The 17283-nt window shown below is 60.4% G+C and carries 16 protein-coding genes; 4 read left to right on the top strand and 12 right to left on the bottom strand.

Annotated elements, in window-relative coordinates; translation table 11 throughout:
* Nucleotides 1-100: 100 nt before the first annotated feature.
* The 6 genes from VSR68_RS06840 to VSR68_RS06815 form a co-directional block, all read right to left on the bottom strand.
* Nucleotides 101-1189 carry a porin gene (locus VSR68_RS06840; RefSeq protein WP_342939425.1) on the bottom strand — a complete coding sequence of 363 codons (1089 nt, stop codon included), beginning with the start codon at nt 1187-1189 and terminating at the stop codon, nt 101-103.
* A 222-nt stretch (nt 1190-1411) separates the two neighbouring features.
* The gene (locus tag VSR68_RS06835) at nt 1412-2797 is read right to left on the bottom strand and encodes an MFS transporter (protein WP_342939093.1); all 1386 of its coding nucleotides are present in this window, start codon (nt 2795-2797) and stop codon (nt 1412-1414) included.
* Between the two features lie 101 nt (nt 2798-2898).
* Nucleotides 2899-3696 carry an ABC transporter substrate-binding protein gene (locus VSR68_RS06830; protein ID WP_342939424.1) on the bottom strand — a complete coding sequence of 266 codons (798 nt, stop codon included), beginning with the start codon at nt 3694-3696 and terminating at the stop codon, nt 2899-2901.
* 230 nt (nt 3697-3926) lie between these two features.
* On the bottom strand, nt 3927-4784 hold the full coding sequence (locus VSR68_RS06825; RefSeq protein ID WP_342939092.1) for a fumarylacetoacetate hydrolase family protein: 858 nt from the start codon (nt 4782-4784) through the stop codon (nt 3927-3929).
* Between the two features lie 53 nt (nt 4785-4837).
* Nucleotides 4838-6427, bottom strand: coding sequence for an FAD-dependent monooxygenase (locus VSR68_RS06820; protein ID WP_342939091.1), 1590 nt, complete (start codon nt 6425-6427; stop codon nt 4838-4840).
* A gap of 9 nt (nt 6428-6436) precedes the next feature.
* Nucleotides 6437-7456, bottom strand: coding sequence for a cupin domain-containing protein (locus VSR68_RS06815; RefSeq protein WP_342939090.1), 1020 nt, complete (start codon nt 7454-7456; stop codon nt 6437-6439).
* A 413-nt stretch (nt 7457-7869) separates the two neighbouring features.
* On the opposite strand from VSR68_RS06815, the gene VSR68_RS06810 reads away from it, so the two are divergent.
* Both VSR68_RS06810 and VSR68_RS06805 read left to right on the top strand, forming a co-directional pair.
* Nucleotides 7870-9420, top strand: a complete 1551-nt coding sequence (locus VSR68_RS06810) for an FAD-dependent oxidoreductase (protein ID WP_342939089.1) — start codon at nt 7870-7872, stop codon at nt 9418-9420.
* Between the two features lie 13 nt (nt 9421-9433).
* Entirely contained in the window at nt 9434-10255 is an 822-nt protein-coding gene (locus VSR68_RS06805; protein WP_342939088.1) for a TauD/TfdA dioxygenase family protein, read from the top strand.
* A gap of 44 nt (nt 10256-10299) precedes the next feature.
* Here VSR68_RS06805 and VSR68_RS06800 read toward each other — a convergent pair whose 3' ends face one another.
* The 4 genes from VSR68_RS06800 to VSR68_RS06785 are packed head-to-tail and all read right to left on the bottom strand — an operon-like array spanning nt 10300 to nt 13473.
* The gene (locus VSR68_RS06800) at nt 10300-10857 is read right to left on the bottom strand and encodes a carboxymuconolactone decarboxylase family protein (protein WP_342939087.1); all 558 of its coding nucleotides are present in this window, start codon (nt 10855-10857) and stop codon (nt 10300-10302) included.
* Between the two features lie 16 nt (nt 10858-10873).
* Nucleotides 10874-12274, bottom strand: a complete 1401-nt coding sequence (locus VSR68_RS06795) for an FAD-dependent oxidoreductase (protein ID WP_342939086.1) — start codon at nt 12272-12274, stop codon at nt 10874-10876.
* 41 nt (nt 12275-12315) lie between these two features.
* Nucleotides 12316-12540, bottom strand: a complete 225-nt coding sequence (locus VSR68_RS06790) for a hypothetical protein (RefSeq protein ID WP_342939085.1) — start codon at nt 12538-12540, stop codon at nt 12316-12318.
* A gap of 60 nt (nt 12541-12600) precedes the next feature.
* Nucleotides 12601-13473: an NAD(P)-dependent oxidoreductase gene (locus VSR68_RS06785; RefSeq protein ID WP_342939084.1), complete on the bottom strand. Its 873-nt coding sequence runs from the start codon at nt 13471-13473 to the stop codon at nt 12601-12603.
* Nucleotides 13474-13757: 284 nt separating this feature from the next.
* Between VSR68_RS06785 and VSR68_RS06780 the strand changes: the two genes are divergently transcribed.
* Entirely contained in the window at nt 13758-14336 is a 579-nt protein-coding gene (locus VSR68_RS06780) for a hypothetical protein (protein ID WP_342939083.1), read from the top strand.
* A 92-nt stretch (nt 14337-14428) separates the two neighbouring features.
* Nucleotides 14429-15001, top strand: coding sequence for a MarR family winged helix-turn-helix transcriptional regulator (locus VSR68_RS06775; protein WP_342939082.1), 573 nt, complete (start codon nt 14429-14431; stop codon nt 14999-15001).
* 252 nt (nt 15002-15253) lie between these two features.
* Here VSR68_RS06775 and VSR68_RS06770 read toward each other — a convergent pair whose 3' ends face one another.
* Both VSR68_RS06770 and VSR68_RS06765 read right to left on the bottom strand, forming a co-directional pair.
* The gene (locus VSR68_RS06770; RefSeq protein WP_342939081.1) at nt 15254-16783 is read right to left on the bottom strand and encodes a tripartite tricarboxylate transporter permease; all 1530 of its coding nucleotides are present in this window, start codon (nt 16781-16783) and stop codon (nt 15254-15256) included.
* Nucleotides 16784-16786: 3 nt separating this feature from the next.
* A complete protein-coding gene (locus VSR68_RS06765) occupies nt 16787-17278 on the bottom strand; it encodes a tripartite tricarboxylate transporter TctB family protein (RefSeq protein ID WP_342939080.1) in 492 nt (163 codons plus the stop codon).
* Nucleotides 17279-17283: the final 5 nt, after the last annotated feature.

Here is a 17283-nt window from a genome sequence, read left to right as displayed (position 1 = left end):
CGCTCCTCCCCTGGAACATGCCTGCGGAACTGCCCTGAATCCCGAGCGTCACCCACTGAACTTGAGGGACGTGGTTGATGCATCGCATACAATTGATGCATCAGAAGCGCGTCACCATTCCGAGACCAAAAGCCGAATTGTTCTCATCGTAGTTCGCCGACGGCGGCAATCCGCCTTGCGGATAGTAGATCGACTGGCGTGCAATACCGCCGTTGTAAAGCTTCTTGAAGAACGTATACACCATCGTCGATTTCGAGAGACTGTACGTATAGCCGACCGCCCACGATCGGACGCTCCAGTTGCCGGGCGTCGCTTCCTTCTGGTCGCTTAGCCCGCCGTAGGAAAAGCGAAATGTACCTGCCACGCCTGTCGGTACGGTGAACCCTACTTGCCATGCCTTGTCGGTCGCGCCCGGGTCATTCAGGCGTAGCTGATAGGTTCCGTACAGCGCGAGCCAGTTCAGGTCGTATTTCACACCCAACGCATGTTCGAGCGTATTGCTGTTCGCACCAGGCGATTTGGTCAAGCTATGTCCGAAGCCATAGCTTGTCAACAGTGGCCCATTAGCATAGCGTAGCGTTGCGAACTCGTACGTGGTGTTGGTCGCGGTACCCGGTGTAGTCCCGAACGAATAGGCTGCTGCCCCGCTCAGACCATGCCAGACCGGAGAGTTGTACTGCACGGTATTGTCCTGACGCGATGGATCGATCAGCGGGTTGAACATCCATGGGCGAGGCTCTTCTCCGGTTAGGGAGCCGAGTACTGAACCGGCTGTCATCATGATCGGGTCGAAGGTGAGAGCCCAGTCATAGCCCGGAGTCTGCAGGCGGCCCGCAATCAGTCCCCCCCAACGGCTGTCGAGGCCAACATAAGACTGACGTCCGAACAGTCGTCCGCTTTGGCCCGACTTGCCGTTATTGACGTTGTAGCCGCTTTCAAGCACTGCAATTGCGGATAACCCGCCGCCCAGATCCTCCTTTGCCCTCATACCCCAGCGCGAGCCGCCCGCACCGCCGGAATTCAGGCTGCTCATACTTGTTTGCGAGTTACTAAAGTAGCCATAGAACGCGTCGACAACGCCATATAGCGTCACGCTGGATTGCGCATGTGCGAAGCAAGGGAGTATTGAGCCTACGGCAACACAGCCTGCAACCGTTTTGCGCAATCTTTGTCTCCTCGATGGACTCATTCTTTTGTCCGACGGGGTAGCACAGCCTGTCTTTTTTCGTTGCATCTTCATGGATGTCTCCTGTGTAACTAGTAGTACTTATTGTTATCTTATTGCTTTTGAATTGCTGAAACGTATCGAGAGAACTTTCACCCAACGAAATGTTTAGGGATATATCGCACTGGATTTTCTAAACTTTTAAAAAAAAGCGGCCACGTCAGATAGACGTGGCCCGCGCGAACGTCAAGCTGTGAACGGATCTGCGGAGTCGGCTGCTCTTTGTGAAGAAGACATCTTGCGGTGCGAACTCAAAATCAATACGCAGATCGCGGTGACTGCCAGTGGGACTGAGAGGACAGTAAAGATTCCACCCAGCTTCCATCCATTGGCCAACAGGATGCCGCCGCCGAATGCGCCGCCGATTGCACCGAGACGACCGACTGAATACATCCATGCAACACCCGTGGCCCGGCTGGTCGTCGGATAGAACGACGCGGCCACCGCAACCATCGATCCGACCGAGCCGCTCAGCGCCGCCCCCGTAATGAGGATCATGACGATAAGAAGTGCCGGATGACCGAGGCTTTGTCCAAGTCCGATGATGAGGAATGCAGTCAGAACGAAAAGCGCGGTGACCACTCTTGCAGCCCTGAACCGATCCATGAACCACCCTGCGACGACGACGCCGAGCATTCCCCCGAGATGAAACAGGGAAGAGGTCAGAATGGATTGTTGAAGCGTGAATCCTGAGGTCTTGAACAATACGGGAAGCCAGCTTGTCAGGAGATAGAAGACCGCCAGGCACATAAAGTAGCCGACCCACAGCAGGAACGTGCCAACGTAATAGTTCCGCGAAAACAGTTGCAGAACGGGGTTAGCAGCGCCGGTGTTCAATGCCGGTTCTTTCTTGACGGCAAAGTCGTAGTTACCCGATGAGTCGCGGAGATTCATCCGCTTCAGGATTTTCGACGTCTGTGCTCGCGGGCGTTGGCGTATGACCAGGAACTTCAGCGATTCGGGGAGGAGGAGAATCAAAGCGACAGACAGCACGAGCGGCAGAATCCCCCCCGTCACCAGAACGCCTTGCCAGCCAAACTGCGGCAGCAGCTCGTTTGATATAACTCCGCCCAGCGAAAGGCCCGTCACGAAGCCCATCTGCGTTGCGTTGACGGCCAGGCTTCGAACACGCGCCGGAGCGTATTCGGCAACCAGCGTGCCGGCATTGGGCGCGGATGCGCCGAGTCCGAGGCCGGTGAGGAATCGAAATAAGGCAAGCGATTCGATCGAGCCGGCATGTGCGGAAGCCAGACTCCAGATTCCGAAGAAAACAACCGAGCCGACCAGCACGACTTTGCGCCCGATGCGGTCGGCGATCGGGCCGGCCACCAGCGCCCCGATACCCAGGCCGAACAATGAGGCGCTCAGCACGGGTCCCAGCGATTCGCGCGGTATTTTCCACTCCTGCACGAGGGAGGGGGCAATATATCCGATGGATCCTGTGTCGAAGCCGTCAATGGCCATGATCAGGAAGCAAAGTATCAAGGTTATCCAGTGAAGCGGCGAAAAGCGCTGACCGTCGAGAAAATCCTGCAAATCGACGGAGCGGTTGTTGCCTGCGAGGTGTGTCATTCTCGTCTCCTAAGTTGTGTAGCACGGGCTGGATATAGTTTTTTGGTCACGGCCTGAAGGCCGAATCGTCCCGTGCCGGTTCCTCACATTTCCATCTCGTGTCAGACCTGAAACGACGTCAGCGACTGAGGCGCGAAGAGTTCTTCGACAGAGAGCTGGCGCGACGACAGGCCTTGTTCGTAGGACCAGCGCACCGATGCTTCAAGCGTCGCACGGTTGGCTTCCAGGCCGTAAGGCCAGAAGTCGGGGCCGAATGTCCGATGCAGTTCGGTGACCTGTGCGGGCAGGAACGGCATGGCGACCTTCAATGCCGTGGCTTCCTCGAGTTCAATCAATGCCAGGTCTTTCGCGCGCGTGAACGCCTTCATCAACGAAGAGGGTAGCCACGGGTTGTCGGCCAGTACGTCATTGCGAATACCGATCACATGCATGATCGGGAACACACCCGTCTTGCGGAAATACTCGGCCTCGGCATTCGCGCTGGTGAACAGGCGGCGAATCGGCCCGTTGCCGGACGGGTCGAAGCCCTTCGGCGCGCGGGGCGACACCAGTGCGTCGATTTCGCCACGCTCGAACAGTTCGGGAATCGTGCGGTCGTTGATCTTCTCGATGATCACGCCTTCAGGCGGAACGAAGTTGACTTTGTCCACGCGACCGGTGCTCGTCAAGCCCGCCTGAATCCAGTGAACGTCTTGCGGACGCACGCCGTATTCGTCTTGCAGCAGACCACGGGAGACCATCGCAGCCGTCACCTGATATTCAGGGGTCGCTACGCGACGGCCCTTCAGATCCTCGGGCCGTTCAATGCCGGCGCCGGCGCGCACATAGATGCCGGAGTGCCTGAACGAGCGCGAAGGGAACACGGGAATCGGCGTGTACGGGCACTCGCCGCGCGCCATGGTCATCATCGTCGTGGACAAGGACAGTTCGCTGATTTCGAATTCGGCGTTGCGGAACGCGCGAAAGAACGTTTCCTCGGGCGCCATCGCCAGAAAGTTCAGATCCGCGCCATCGACGCGGACACGGCCGTCCATGAGAGCGCGCACACGGTCGTAATCCCAACAAGCGAAGCTAAAGCGAGGGGTACTCATAGTCTTTCTCCAACCGGGTTGAAATTGTCTTGCCAGGATCAGCGCACGTTGACCGTCATCGAGCCCACGCCGTCGATAGCGCACGTCATCACATCGCCGGGGACCACGCGCGACACCCCCTTGGACGTACCCGTCATGATCACGTCGCCGGGCCACAGCGTGCAGCACTCGCTGATCCACGCAATCTGCTCGGCGATGTTGACGATCATGTCGCGGGGATAGGACGACTGGCGCTGTTCGCCATTGACGCTCAGGGTCATGTGCAGATCCGAGACGTCCGGCAGTTCATCGACAGTCGTCAGGTATGGACCGAGAACCGAATAGGTGTCGAGAGACTTGCGCATCGAGCGATCCTCGGGACCACGCACAACCATGTCGAGTCCAATGCAATAGCCGGCGATATACGACAGCGCTTCGTCGACACCGATGTTGGTGCCCTTGCGACCGATGATGGCCGCGAGTTCGAGCTCATGATGAGTCTCGCGATCGGGGAAACGCACGACCACGCCTTCGCCGGCGCCGACGACCGAACTTGTCGCTTTGAGAAAATAGCCCTGCTTGCGAATCTCGCCCGTGTAGCGGGTCGTGAATGTTTCGAGATTGACGGCTACCTCGTCGATGTGATCCTGATAGTTGACGGGGATGCCGATGACCTTGCCGGGGCGCACGACAGGTGCCAGCCAGCACGCATTGGCGCCCACGTCGAGTTCGGGCAGCGAGTGGAACGAATCGCCGATGCGATCCCGGATTTCCGGCAGGTGGCCGATCGTCCAGTCAGTCGGGCCGTCCCAGATCGAGGGCTGCGTCACTTTCGACAGCAAGCCCGTGGCATCGCGCCACGTCCTGCCGTCGAGAGAGGCGGCGAAGGTCCGCCCATCGAGCCATCCGAGTTTCATGATTTGCGCTCCATGTGTTGAGTGATGGGGTTAGGGCAGCGTGCCTCTCAGGGCTACGCACCTCGAATCTGGTCGATGATCGCAAGCGCGTCCTCGCCGGCATGACTGCCGCGCCACGCGACGTGTCCGTCCGGGCGAATCAGCACGAGTGCCGTCTCGTAGAGTTTCTCCACATCGGGGTTGACGATGTGGACGACGGAGAGGCGGACGTTGCGCATTTGCGCTGCCACCTGGAAGTCAGGCCCATCCGGCGCCGACTTGCCAAGTCTCAACAACGTGAAGTCCTCGCCGAAGACGTCGAAGACCGACTGATCGCCAGTCAGCCATGCATGCGGCGCCCGGGCGCCCGGACGAGCCGAGGGCGTGAAGGTCCTGGGGAGCACCGGATCGGCCGGCGTGCCGTCGGCGACGCAGATCGGCGAATCCTCGTATGTGTACTGCACCTTTACGAAGTCGGGCGTCGCATACTGATCCAGGTCCATCAGAACGCCGTTGACGCGTTCGTCATGCGTGGTTCGGGGCTCGCCCTCGGCCCGTTTCGGAATCGCCATCAGCGCCTGATACGTGCGTGTGCTCGTCATGGCATTGCGCTGCGCGACCGGGCGCCGCTCGATGCCGTAGGACTCCAGCAGACGGGGGCCGCCCCAGCCCTCAATCACGGCTGCGATCTTCCATCCAAGGTTCACCGCTTCTTCGACGCCGGTCGCCATGCCGATGCCACCCGTCGGCGACACCTGATGTGCGGCATCGCCCGCGATGAAAACACGACCGCGACCGTACGAATCGGCAACGAAATCCTTGCGCGACCACTGCATGACGTTGAGCATCTTGTACGGGAATGTCTGACCGAGCATGCGCCGCATGTAACGGTCAGGGTCCTGCGCCGATTCGGGCTCGTCGAAGATCGTCAGTCGCCACAGGCCACGGCTGTCGATCGGAATCAGTTCGCCCCAGCATCCGCCCGCATCGATGAGTCGAGTGTTGCGGGCAAAGCCCTTGTCATGAAGACTGACGAGCTCGGGCGAGTCGAAGAACAGGCTCACCGACTGAGCCACGTCGCCCAGCCCGCTTAACGGAATGTCGAGTGCCTCGCGAACGATCGACGATGCGCCGTCACAGCCAACCAGATAGCGCGATCGAACGCTCACCGGCTGGCCATCAGGATCTTTCAGCTCGGAAACGATGATGTCTGCGTGCTCCACAAAACCGACGAGTTCAGTCTTATAGAGAATCGTGACGCTCTCCTGCTGCGCGGCGTGCCTGGCCAGGATCGGATCGAAGAAGATCTGCGGACACTGGACGGCGGGTTCGGGCGTGTAATAGCCATGCTTTTCGCGCGACGGCGGATTGTAGAGCTGGCGGCGGCGCAACTGGCCTTGCAGCGTATCGACGTAGAGAAAATCGGACGGCGGGTCATTCGGCCAGACGGCAGTGCGTGCCTCGTCGGCGATGCCCCATCGGCGACAGAACTCCATGATGCGCGTCGAGACCTCGCTCATCTTGGGAACGTCGGTCCGGCCATCGCGTTTCTCGACGAGAATGCAGGAAATGTTTCGACGTCCGAGTTCGAGCGCCAGAGCGAGCCCCACCGGGCCAGCACCAACGACGAGTACAGACGTATCGAGAATCTTTGATGTGGTCATGTTTCGTGATCAGACTTGAGACGGAATCTTTTCTTCGCGCAAGATGCCGAGGCGATTCAGCATGTCGCGGTCCGTGACGACGAGCAGGCGAGCGTGGTCGGAGTGCGCGCAATGCGACGTCCAGTTGTTCTGCGGTACGGTGAACACATCGTTGGCTGACCAACGAATGACTTTGGCGCCGACAGTCGTTTCACCATGACCCTCCGCGACGCAGCACACGACGTTGGCATTCGTGCGTGCGAGCATCGTCGGGATGCCCTTTTCGATTTCCATGAGGGTCATGTCCATCAACGACATTGCGCCCTGACCGCTCAAAGGATTGACGTATCGAATACGACGCGTCCCATCGGACATCCGGGGAGCGGCGCCGAGAGCAGACACAGCGTCCGCATACGGATAGCGATATACGGGCGAATAGGGCTTTGAGTACTCCTGATCGAGCACCGGCAGTACGTTCGCACATGCAAACGCCTGATCGGGAATCGTTCGAGGACCGTCATTGATCGGGCCGGGCTGGAATACGACGTTGCCGAGCCAGAGATGCAGCGGCACGTCCAGGACATCGAGCCAGACCACCGGCTCCGAGCCTTCGTGCGCGTGCTCATGCCACGTCCATGCAGGCGTCAGGATCAGATCGTGACGTTCCATCCGACAGGGCTTGCGATCGACGAATGTCGTGGCACCCTGACCTTCGAGAACGAAGCGCAGTGCGTTCATCGTGTGGCGATGGGGGCGCGCGCGTTCGCCGGGCATCAGAACCTGCATCGCCGCGGCAAGTGTGCGTGCCGTGGCCTCGTCATCGTCGTAGCGCCGCCTGGGATTGACGAGCGACAGCACGCGACGCTCGACGACATCGGGCGACGTGATTTTCATGGCTTCGCCAAGCAGGGGCCGGATCTGGTCCCACGCCCAGTGCTGCGCCTCGTCGGGGGCGGGAGGGGGCTTGTGCGCGGTAGGGCTCTCCCACAACGGCACCAGATTGGCGTCTCTCCACGCACGTCTTACTGCCTCAAGATCGGATTCGTTCACGATGCGATGTCTCTAGTTAATTGGTAGTTGCCGCGCAGTCGGGATCGTCATCGGGCCGCATCTGCGGAACTCAATTGTCACTGTAGTGAATATGGTGCTCAGCCTAAGGCCCCGAAGTGCCCCCTGTCAATCATTAATCACTATAGTGATAATACCTAGTCTGCTCGTCCTTGCGAGCAAGAACGGTCTTTTTGGATATGAGGGGTCGAGGTGTCCGGCAGCCGCAAACTAGATTGCAAACGTAGAGCGCTGACCGGGGCTCTTAGGGTAAATACGTGGAGTGAAAACGTGCCATGTTGACGTAGAGTCGAATACACTCAGTACACTGACATAAGGAGCGGGAAGATGAAAGCGTTGTTGTGCGAGATTGGATTGACAGCTGGGTTCGCCGACGAACTCGGAGGGGCAGCGTGATGACTGCGGGTCAAGTTGATAAGGGCGGCCGCCTGACCGCGGATGTTGTGGTGGTGGGCGGCGGCGGTGCCGGCATGGCCGCCGCGCTGCGTTCTAGGCAGCTCGGCCTGTCGGTGATCCTGGTGGAGAAGGCGCAGCAGGTGGGAGGGACCACCGGGCTTTCAGTGGGTACCATCATGGCGGCAGGCGGGCATCATCAGAAGTCGAGCCAGATCCACGACACGCCTGAGCGCCACGCGGCAGACCTTGCGGGAATCGCACAAGGGATGAACCTGGGAGACAACCCCGAAATACGCAAGCTGCTGACGGAGAACGTGGCGGACACGGTCTCGTTCCTGGAGGCGGCCGGCGTGCGGTTCCTGGCGCCGCTGCCGCAGCCTCCGCACAAGGCGGACCGGCTGCACCAGGTCATGCCGACCTCGCGCGCTTACGTCTACCTGCTGGAGCGCGAGCTCCGCCGGCTCGGCGTACAGATCCTCACCTCGGCGCCGATGCGCCGGATCCTGTCCGAAGGCGGCCGGGTGGTGGGCGTCGAAGTGGAGATGGCGGGCCGACGCCAGGCTGTGCTGGCTGTCCGGGGCGTGGTTCTGGCCTCGGGCGACATCGGCGGGGACCGCCAGATGATGCGGACACACATGAAGACCGCCATCGACGCGGCGGTTCCATATAACCCGGCCAACACCGGGGATGGGCAACGCCTGGCTGCGGAGATCGGTGCGAAGATCGCCTCCCGGCCGGACATGCCGGCAGAGCTGGCATGTCATATCCGCTTCCCGCGGCCGGGGCCGAGCTGGCTGCACAAGATTCCTCCGCATCCATTCGTCACGCGCATGATGGTCAACGCCTATCGCGTGCTGCCGCAAGCCCTGATCCGGCCATTCCTGATGGGTTTCCTCACGACAACCCTCGGGCCCGACCGGGGTGTTTTCGAGCAGGGCGCAATCGTCGTGAACCAGCGCGGCGAGCGTTTTTCCGACGAGCTGAAGGACTTGAACTACCTGCTGCCGGATCAGCCGGAGGGCAAGGGCTACATCATCTTCGACGAGAAGTTCGCGTGCAAATTCTCGCAATGGCCGCATTTCATCTCGACGGCGCCGGGCGTCGCCTTTGCGTTTCTGCAGGACTATCGGCGCGGCCGCCCGGACCTGTTCTTCCAGGAGCAATCCCTCGCCGCGCTGGCCGACCGCATCGGGGCCGACCGCGGCGCGCTGGAACGCTCGGTGGACCGGGCCAACGCCGATCGGGCTGCGGACAAGAAGATCGAGCAGGGGCCGTTCTATGCCCTTGGACCTCTGCAGCTCTGGGTCATGGTGGCCCAGGTCGGCTTGACGGTCGACTCGCAACTGCGGGTGCTGGACGAAGGCAACCAGGCCATCCCCGGACTTTACGCTGCCGGCGGCGCCGGCCAGGGCGGCTTCACCATCAGCGGGCACGGACATGGGCTGGGATGGGCCTTCACGTCCGGCCGGCTGGCAGCCGAATCCGTCGCGAAATCCACGTCTGCGCGGCAAGGCGCCGCCGCGTCAGTCAATATTCCGTCAATCCAATAAAAGGAGACACAGCATGAGTTCATTCAAGGTCAATCCCATCGCAGGCGTACTGGGTGCGGAGATCGACGGCATCGACCTGTCGCAGCCGCTTGCCGCGGAAGTTTTCGATGAGCTGGTCCAGGTCCACGGCCAGTACGGCGTGATCTTCTTCCGCGATCAACATCTCACGCCGGAGCAATACATCGGCTTCGCCGAGCGCTTTGGCGAGATCCGCACCAGCAAGGTCCTGCCAGTGCTAAAGGAATATCCCAAAATCGCGCACCTGGTTAAGGAGCCAGCTCAGAAGAGCATCGTGGGCGACATCTGGCATACCGACCAGATCTACCGTCAAGACCCGGTCACTGGAACGATGCTCTACGCCAGGGAAATTCCGCCGTATGGCGGCGACACGCAGTTCCGCGATGCCGCGGCGATCTTCGACGCACTGAGTCCCGGCCTGCAGAAGACCCTGGAAGGGCTGCGCTCGGTGCATGCGCAGGCACACCTGCTGAACCAGGCGACGGCGGCCAACAACTACGGCAGCGAACGCGAGACCGACATGTCCAAGGGGAACGCGGTCGCGGTACATCCGGCCGTGATCACGCATCCGGTGTCGGGCCGCAAGGTGCTCAACGTCAACCCAGGTTACACCACCCATTTCGAAGGCTGGACGCGCGCGGAAAGTCTGCCGATCCTGGAGTATCTGTTCCAGGTGGGGCAGCGCCCCGAGTTCACCTGCCGTTTCCGCTGGCAAGTCAACTCGCTGGGTTTCTGGGACAACCGGCGCGTCTGGCACTACGCCAACAATGACTTCCACGGCCATCGCCGCGAGATGTACCGCATCACCGTGGTCTGAGTTCATCAGGAGACGCGGCCCAGGGAATTCGTGGGCCGCGTTACTCAGTGATTGCTTGCGAAAGGATCCTGGTTGTTGCCCGGCACAGGCACCTTGAATACGGCGCATGTGAGCGAGACCAGCGAGTAATAGCCGAGGATACCGACCAGCTCCACCGCAACGCTTTCCCCCTGGGTGTCGACCAGCGCCGAGTAAGCGTGATCGGACACCTGGCGGCGCTCGAGCAGTTCCTTGCAGAAGCGGAAAACAACCCGCTCCTCCGGAGCCAGGCCACCCGGCTCCAGCCCCTGCTTGAGCGCGTCGACCTGCTCGGGCGTCCAGCCGGACGACAAGGCGGCGGGCTCATGAACGAACCATTCGAATCCGGCGCGCCAGTGAGCCCCCATCATCAGAATGGCCAGCTCGGAAAGCTTCCTCGGCACTCGCGACTCGAACCGGCAGAACGCTCCGAATGCGCTCGCGGCCCGTGCCAGGCCCGAGCTGCGCAGCCACACCCAGAGCGGTCCCTCGACATTCCCGCGTGGGCCCGCCACGATTTCGTCATGGACGTCACGCGCGGCAGGAGACAGGTCATCAACCTGCAAAATCGACAATCTCGACATCGCGCCCTCAGCCAGTTCACGCAGACGGCAGCTGCGCTGCGATGGATTCCGCGGCGATCAGCCCGAACGCGCAGGATTTGGACAGGCCGCCGGTGTATCCGACCGCCGGCCCTCCCTCCAGGCCACCTGTGCAGGCGCCGGCTGCATAGAGCCCCGGGAATGCCTGGCCGTCTTCGCGGAGCGCCTGCGCATTGCCATCGGTCGCGATGCCGCCGAGTGTGTACGTAATCCCGGCGCAAACCGGGACCGCATAAAAAGGCGCCTTCTTCAAGGGGAACGCCGTGAATTTGTGCGAGGACCGTGCCGGCGCCAGGGAAGCCAGTTGTCCCCCTTCCAGGGCGGCGTTGAATGCGTCGACGGTCGACTGCAATTGCTGCGGATCCACCGCCATCTGATTCGCCAGTTCCGTGATGCTCCTGGCGGAGAGCAGCGCGCCGCCTGCCAGCTCGAGACACGCGTTCGGCGCCAGCACACCAGTGCGGCCGGGGCCGTTCCACACCGCCTCGTCGAATACCGCCCATGCACCCTGCGGATCGGGCAGCCGGGCAACTGCGTTCGCCAGGTAGACGCCACCCATGCCTTCGTCCGCGAACCGATTGCCGGAGGCGTCCACGGCAATGCCGGAAACAGCGAGCATATCGATCATTGGATATGGCCAGAGGCGGTCGTTCTTCAGTGCATCGCGATGATTCAGGTGTCCGTAAAAGCTGGTCAGCTCCACCAGCTTTGCACCAGCCTTTTCGGCCATCAGCAAGCCATCTCCGCGCCCCGTGCCGGCATTGCGCTGCAGCAGCTTGCCCGGTGCCGCGCTGATGCCGCGGCGGAGCAGATCCTCGTTCGCCTGATATCCCCCGTCTGCGATGACAACTGCGCCCGCATCGAATTCGACAGTCTCATCGTCGAGCGTCGCGGTCACTCCCACGCAGCGCCCGTTCTCGATCCGCAGATCCCGCGCCCGGCATCCCAGATGGATCACACCCCCGCGCGCCACCAGTTTTTCACCCAATGTCCGCAGCAAGACGTCCCCGCCACGGCCCTTCCAGTGAGTGCCGAACTGCGCCAGCTTCGGCGGGGCGAGCACGGCGTTCAGGTCAGGGGTCGGCCCGCCCTTGATGAACCGCAGACCCTGGGTCTTGAGCCATTCCACGCCACGCCGTGCATTGAGCGCCAGTGTCTCGGCCAGTTCTGGCTGCGAATAGCCTTCAGTGGCCGCGCGGATGTATCCGGCTGCGACCTCCGGTTCGGCCAGGATGTTTTGAACCCCGACATGGAATACGCCGCCGGTAATCCGCGAATTGCACATGTAATCGGTCTCCTTGCCTGCCTCCAGCAGCGCGACACTGAGCCCGAGCTCACTCGCACGGACCGCGGCGACCGATCCAGCGATGCCGCCTCCAATGACAACAACGTCAAACATTCGACTTCCGGACATCTCAGTCCCCCGTGGGAAGTTGCAAATCAGCGAGGCATCAAGGTGTCGGCAATGACTTGAACCAGGTCAAAACACACCATGACGATGAAGCCGGCGATCACTGACAGAATGACGCCGCCCAAAGCAATGCGCCAGTCGAGCGACGGCCAGCAAAACAAGGCTGTGAGGAATGCCGGGACGAGAAATGCCAGGCTGATGATGGTCGTTCGTCGCTTGAGGGCCGCTGTCACGTACTTGTAGGTGGACTGCATTTCAGTGTCGCCTTTTTACTTTTTAATCGGGTAAGTGCGGGTTCGGCTTCCTGTCGCCGCTCACCGCGGGTTGATCATTTCGTAGACCTGTGCAATGTCCTGCCCATGCCGTCCCTCATCCAGCGCGCGCCGATAGAACTTTCCGGCCTGCTCGAGGAGCGTCATGTGCGCATCGTGCTTCTGAGCCATCTCAAGCATGACGTCCAGCACCACGACGGCCCCGGCCATGTCTCCCGACGGCGGACCGTAGTCGCGACGCGCCATCAGAGGACCACGCACCGTGAGGGCCGTTGACGAGCCGGTTCCGCCGGCAAGAAATTCGATGACCCGCAGGGGGTCAAGCTTCATTTTCTCGGCCAGCGCCAGAGCTTCGGCCACTGCCACGTTGTGCACGAAGCCCAGTGCGTTGTTCACGAGTTTCAGCTTCGACGCCGAACCAACCTCGCCGGTGTAGTACCAGCGATTGGTCATGTCGGAAAACAGGGGCGCGCACCGGTCCACGACAGTCTTGTCGTCACAGCCGACGAACAGGGTCGCTTCACCGGCCTCCAGGCGTGCAGGCCCGCCGCTGATCGTGGCATCGACGTATGCCGCGCCGCCAGCATCGAGCAGCCGGCTCTGCTCCTCCTTGAAGTCAGGGTGGAATGTCGACAGGGACACGTAGACCTTTCCTGCCGCCGCCCCAGCCAGATAAGCCTGCCCCAGGTGGCTCGCTGCGGATTCCGACCCAACGCATTCGATGGCAATGTCCGATTGGGTGGCGATGGCGGTGGCGTCTTCGACATATCGCGCGCCAAGCCGCTCGAATTCGGCGTTATGCTCAAGACTCGCGCCAATCACGCCGTAGCCCTTTGAGAGAAGGATTCTCGCCAGGCTCAGCCCCAGCTTGCCAACACCGATGATGCCTACAATGGGCCGATTTTTATCGCTCACAATTCACTCCAGAAAAAACAGGTTCAAGCTGCATCTTGATCGAAGGCGTCATGGGTCGGGACCTTGGATACGCCATCGGCATGCTATAGTTGTCAGTGTAGTGATATTCGAAAAAATATTTACTTGGTGAGAACCCTGAAGTGGCTTCGCGGCGCCGGGCGCAGATGGCATCATCGTCTTCATGCTGAATGAAGAACCTGCATCCGGCATTTCGACACAATGAGAGGCAAGAACATGACTGGTCTTGAAGACTGCTGCCCGCATCGCAAAGCGGGAGCGTGGTGATGGCCCCAGTGCGCTTTCCGGCGCTGAACGACGATGAGATGAGTGAGCCACAGCGTGCCTTGATGGCACGCATTCGCGCGTTCTCCACTGCCAGCGCCTCCGGGCCTTTCCCGATGCTCTTGCGAAGCCCGGCGCTGGGCGAGTGCTTTCTCCCGCTGAGCCATTACCTGCGATTCGAGACGCGCGTGCCCGAGCCTCTGGCCGAACTGGCCATCCTGATCCACGCGCGTCTGGGCTGCGATCGCTACGAGTGGGACATGCACGTGCGGCGCGGACTGGCCGTGGGCATCGACGCCAGCGTCATCGACGATTTGCTGGGCGGCCGCAAGCCGGAGGGGCTCAGTCCGGCGCAGAATTCCGTGTATCGTTTCTGCGTCCAGTTACTGCAACAGCAGCGGGTGGATGACTCGGCCTTCGCAGACGCAGTGGCGCTGCTCGGCGACGCGGGGGTTGTCGACCTGACAGTGACTCTGGGAATGTATTCCATGCTGTCGAAGGTGCTGGCGGTGGCGGAAGTCAGCGTACAGACCAATTCGTCGGGCCCGCTGCCCGCATTGCGGGAACCGTTGCCCGATTGATTGACTGGGTGCACCTGCAGGTGCACTCAGGGTGAATGCCGTGAATGCCCGAGCGAAGGGCAGACTGATTGAGCAGGACAGACAGGACATCGATGAAGACACGTACCCAATCCGTGCAGCTGGCCGACAGCACATCCCAGGAAATCATGCCGCCGTTCGAGCCGATGAACCATCCAGGCCACCTGGTGCGCCGCCTGCACCAGATCTGCGTGGCGGTGTTCCTCGATGCAGCCAGGGACTACGATCTCACGCACGTGCAGTTCGCTGCGCTGCTGGCCATCGAACGCTACCCCGATATCGACCAGACCCGAATGGCCAAGCTGGTGGCGCTGGATCGGCAGACCACGAGCAACGTGGTGGCGCGGCTGATCACCAAGGGACTGGTCGAACGCCGACAGAAAAACAAGCGCACCAGCGCGTTACGCATCACGGGTGCGGGCAAGGCGCTGATCGAGGTGATGCAGCCGCGTCAGAAGCCCATCGACGACACCATTCTCGGACCGCTGACCGAGCAGGAGAGGGAGACGCTCATGGCACTGTTGCGAAAGGTCGTCGGCAGCAACAACGCACTGAGCCGCGCGCCGCACTTCTCGGACGTCGAGATGACGGCGGCGGGCGGACAGGAGCCTGCCGAGGATTCGGTTTCCAGCGGCAGGCGGCGCTGAGTCCGCCTCGCGAAGCTCTTCAATAGATCAACCTTGTGTGGCGCGAGCGGGCTACGTCGGAGTAATGCCGTTCAGTCGTGTACTGGACGGCATTTTATTGAAGTTCGCGGTGTCAACCGCGAGGGGACACCCTATCTAGCGTCTTATCCCGATCATTCACTGTGCTGAGTGACTGCTGGTCCGCTTCGAACACTGCGCCAGCAGTCATCCCCGTGCACTACGACTGATTGTTTCTTTCGTAGGCTGCCCCGCCTATGTCGGCACGCCCTCAGACTCGCGGACCTTCCGCGCTCTCATAAGATTGCGTAGCCAAAACACCAGTTGCAGCAAGATCAGCAGACACGAGATGCCGATAAAGACCGCCGAGATAGGCGTAGCGACAAATACCTGCAGACTGCCGTCCGAAATCAAAAGTGCACGACGGAAGTTCTCTTCGAGCATGGGTCCCAAAACATAGCCCAACAGAATCGGCGAAACTGGGAACTTGAGTAGCAGGAGAATCGCACCAAGAATGCCGAATACCGCGACTTCGCCGACTCTAAACAGGTTGTTTTGAGTCGTGAACACGCCGACGCAGATAAAAATCATCGCCAGCGGGAAAAGGTATTTATAGGGAACGCGAAGCATTCTTACCCATACGCCGATCAGCGGAACGTTCAGGATAATCAGCAGAATATTACCGATCCAGAAGGATGCAATGAGGCCCCAGAAGATGTCTGCGTGTTCCGTGATCAGTTGCGGACCCGGCTGGATACCCTGGATCAGCAGTGCACCGAGAATCAGTGCCATCACCGGGTCGCCAGGAATACCGAGACTCATGGTCGGAATGAAGTCCACCTGCGTCTTCGAGTGCGACGCCGCTTCGGGTGCAGCGACACCCGCGATGTTGCCCTTGCCGAACGATTTCGGATTCCTCGAGACTTTCTTCTCGACCGAGTAGGCAAGGAACGTCGTGATCGTGGGGCCAGTGCCGGGCATCGCACCGAAAAGCGTGCCCATGAGCGTGCCACGGACCATCGGCCAGAACGCCGTTTTCAGTTCCGCACGCGAGGGCCGCATGTCCTTCATGCCGAGTTTCATGTGGGAACCGACAGCACCCATGCGGTTAACGTTGAGCAGGAACTCGGCGACACCGAACAGACCGAGTGCGAGCGCAACTATCTCGATGTTGTCCGCGAGATCCGGGAAGCCGAACGTGAAACGCTGAACGCCCGAATTCACGTCCGTACCGACCATACCCAGAATCAGTCCCAAAACGGTCATCGACACGCCCTTGATCGGGGCGCCGCGAGACATCGTTCCACCTGCAATCAGGCCCACCAGCATGATCGAGAACAGTTCGGCGGGACCAAACTTGAACGCGATCTGAACGAGCAGTGGCGACGCGAAAATCATCACGATGATGCCAACTGACGCCGCGAAGAACGAACTGATCATCGTGATGCCGAGTGCAGTTCCGCCCTTACCCCTCTTCGTGAGCGGATACCCGTCGATACAGGTCACAGCATGAGGCGGGTGACACGGAAGATTCAGCAGAATCGCACCGATTGCGCCACCGTATTGCGAACCATAGAAGATACCGGCCAGCATGAGAATTGCCGACACTGGATTCATTACATAGGTAAGCGGGAGCAGCATCGACATTGCGGACATGGCACCCATGCCCGGAAGCACGCCGATGAGATTGCCAACCAGCACGCCGAAGAACGACCACATCAGGTTATGGAACTGGAATGCGACTCCAAACCCGTGCCAAAGATCAATGAGCGATTGATCGATCATCGCTTAGCCTCCAAATGCAATCATGGGCAACTGAATTTTCAGTGCGTATTCGAAAACGATGACGCCGAAGACTGTAGCCACGACCGCCAGAACGAATGCCGACTTCCAGGTGTTCTCCCGGTCGCCCATGGCCGAGATGAAGACCGTGGCGAAACTCGCAAGGATGAAGCCGAAATAATGACTAAAAACGACGAATGCAACGATGCTGAAAATGATGCAAAGCCAGCCACGCCAGTCAGCAGTGCGCGGCGCCTCGTTATGATCTTTTTCTTCTGTTGAATCCGTGCTGCCTCGACATGCACCCAGTGCCACGATGATGCCAAGCACCGAGAGGAGGATGCCCAGCACGACCGGAAAGAATCCGGGACCCATCTGGTTAAGGGTGCCTCGCTCGTATGTGCGTCCGACGAACGTCACATACATGCCGATGACGAGCAGAAGCGCCCCGCCGTAATAGTCCTTGTTGATATCTGGAAGCAACGATTTTGTCCTCATGTCTC

The sequence above is a fragment of the Paraburkholderia phymatum genome (genome assembly GCF_038900715.1).
Lineage (GTDB): Bacteria > Pseudomonadota > Gammaproteobacteria > Burkholderiales > Burkholderiaceae > Paraburkholderia > Paraburkholderia phymatum_A.
This window is presented reverse-complemented; position numbering and strand designations above follow the sequence as displayed.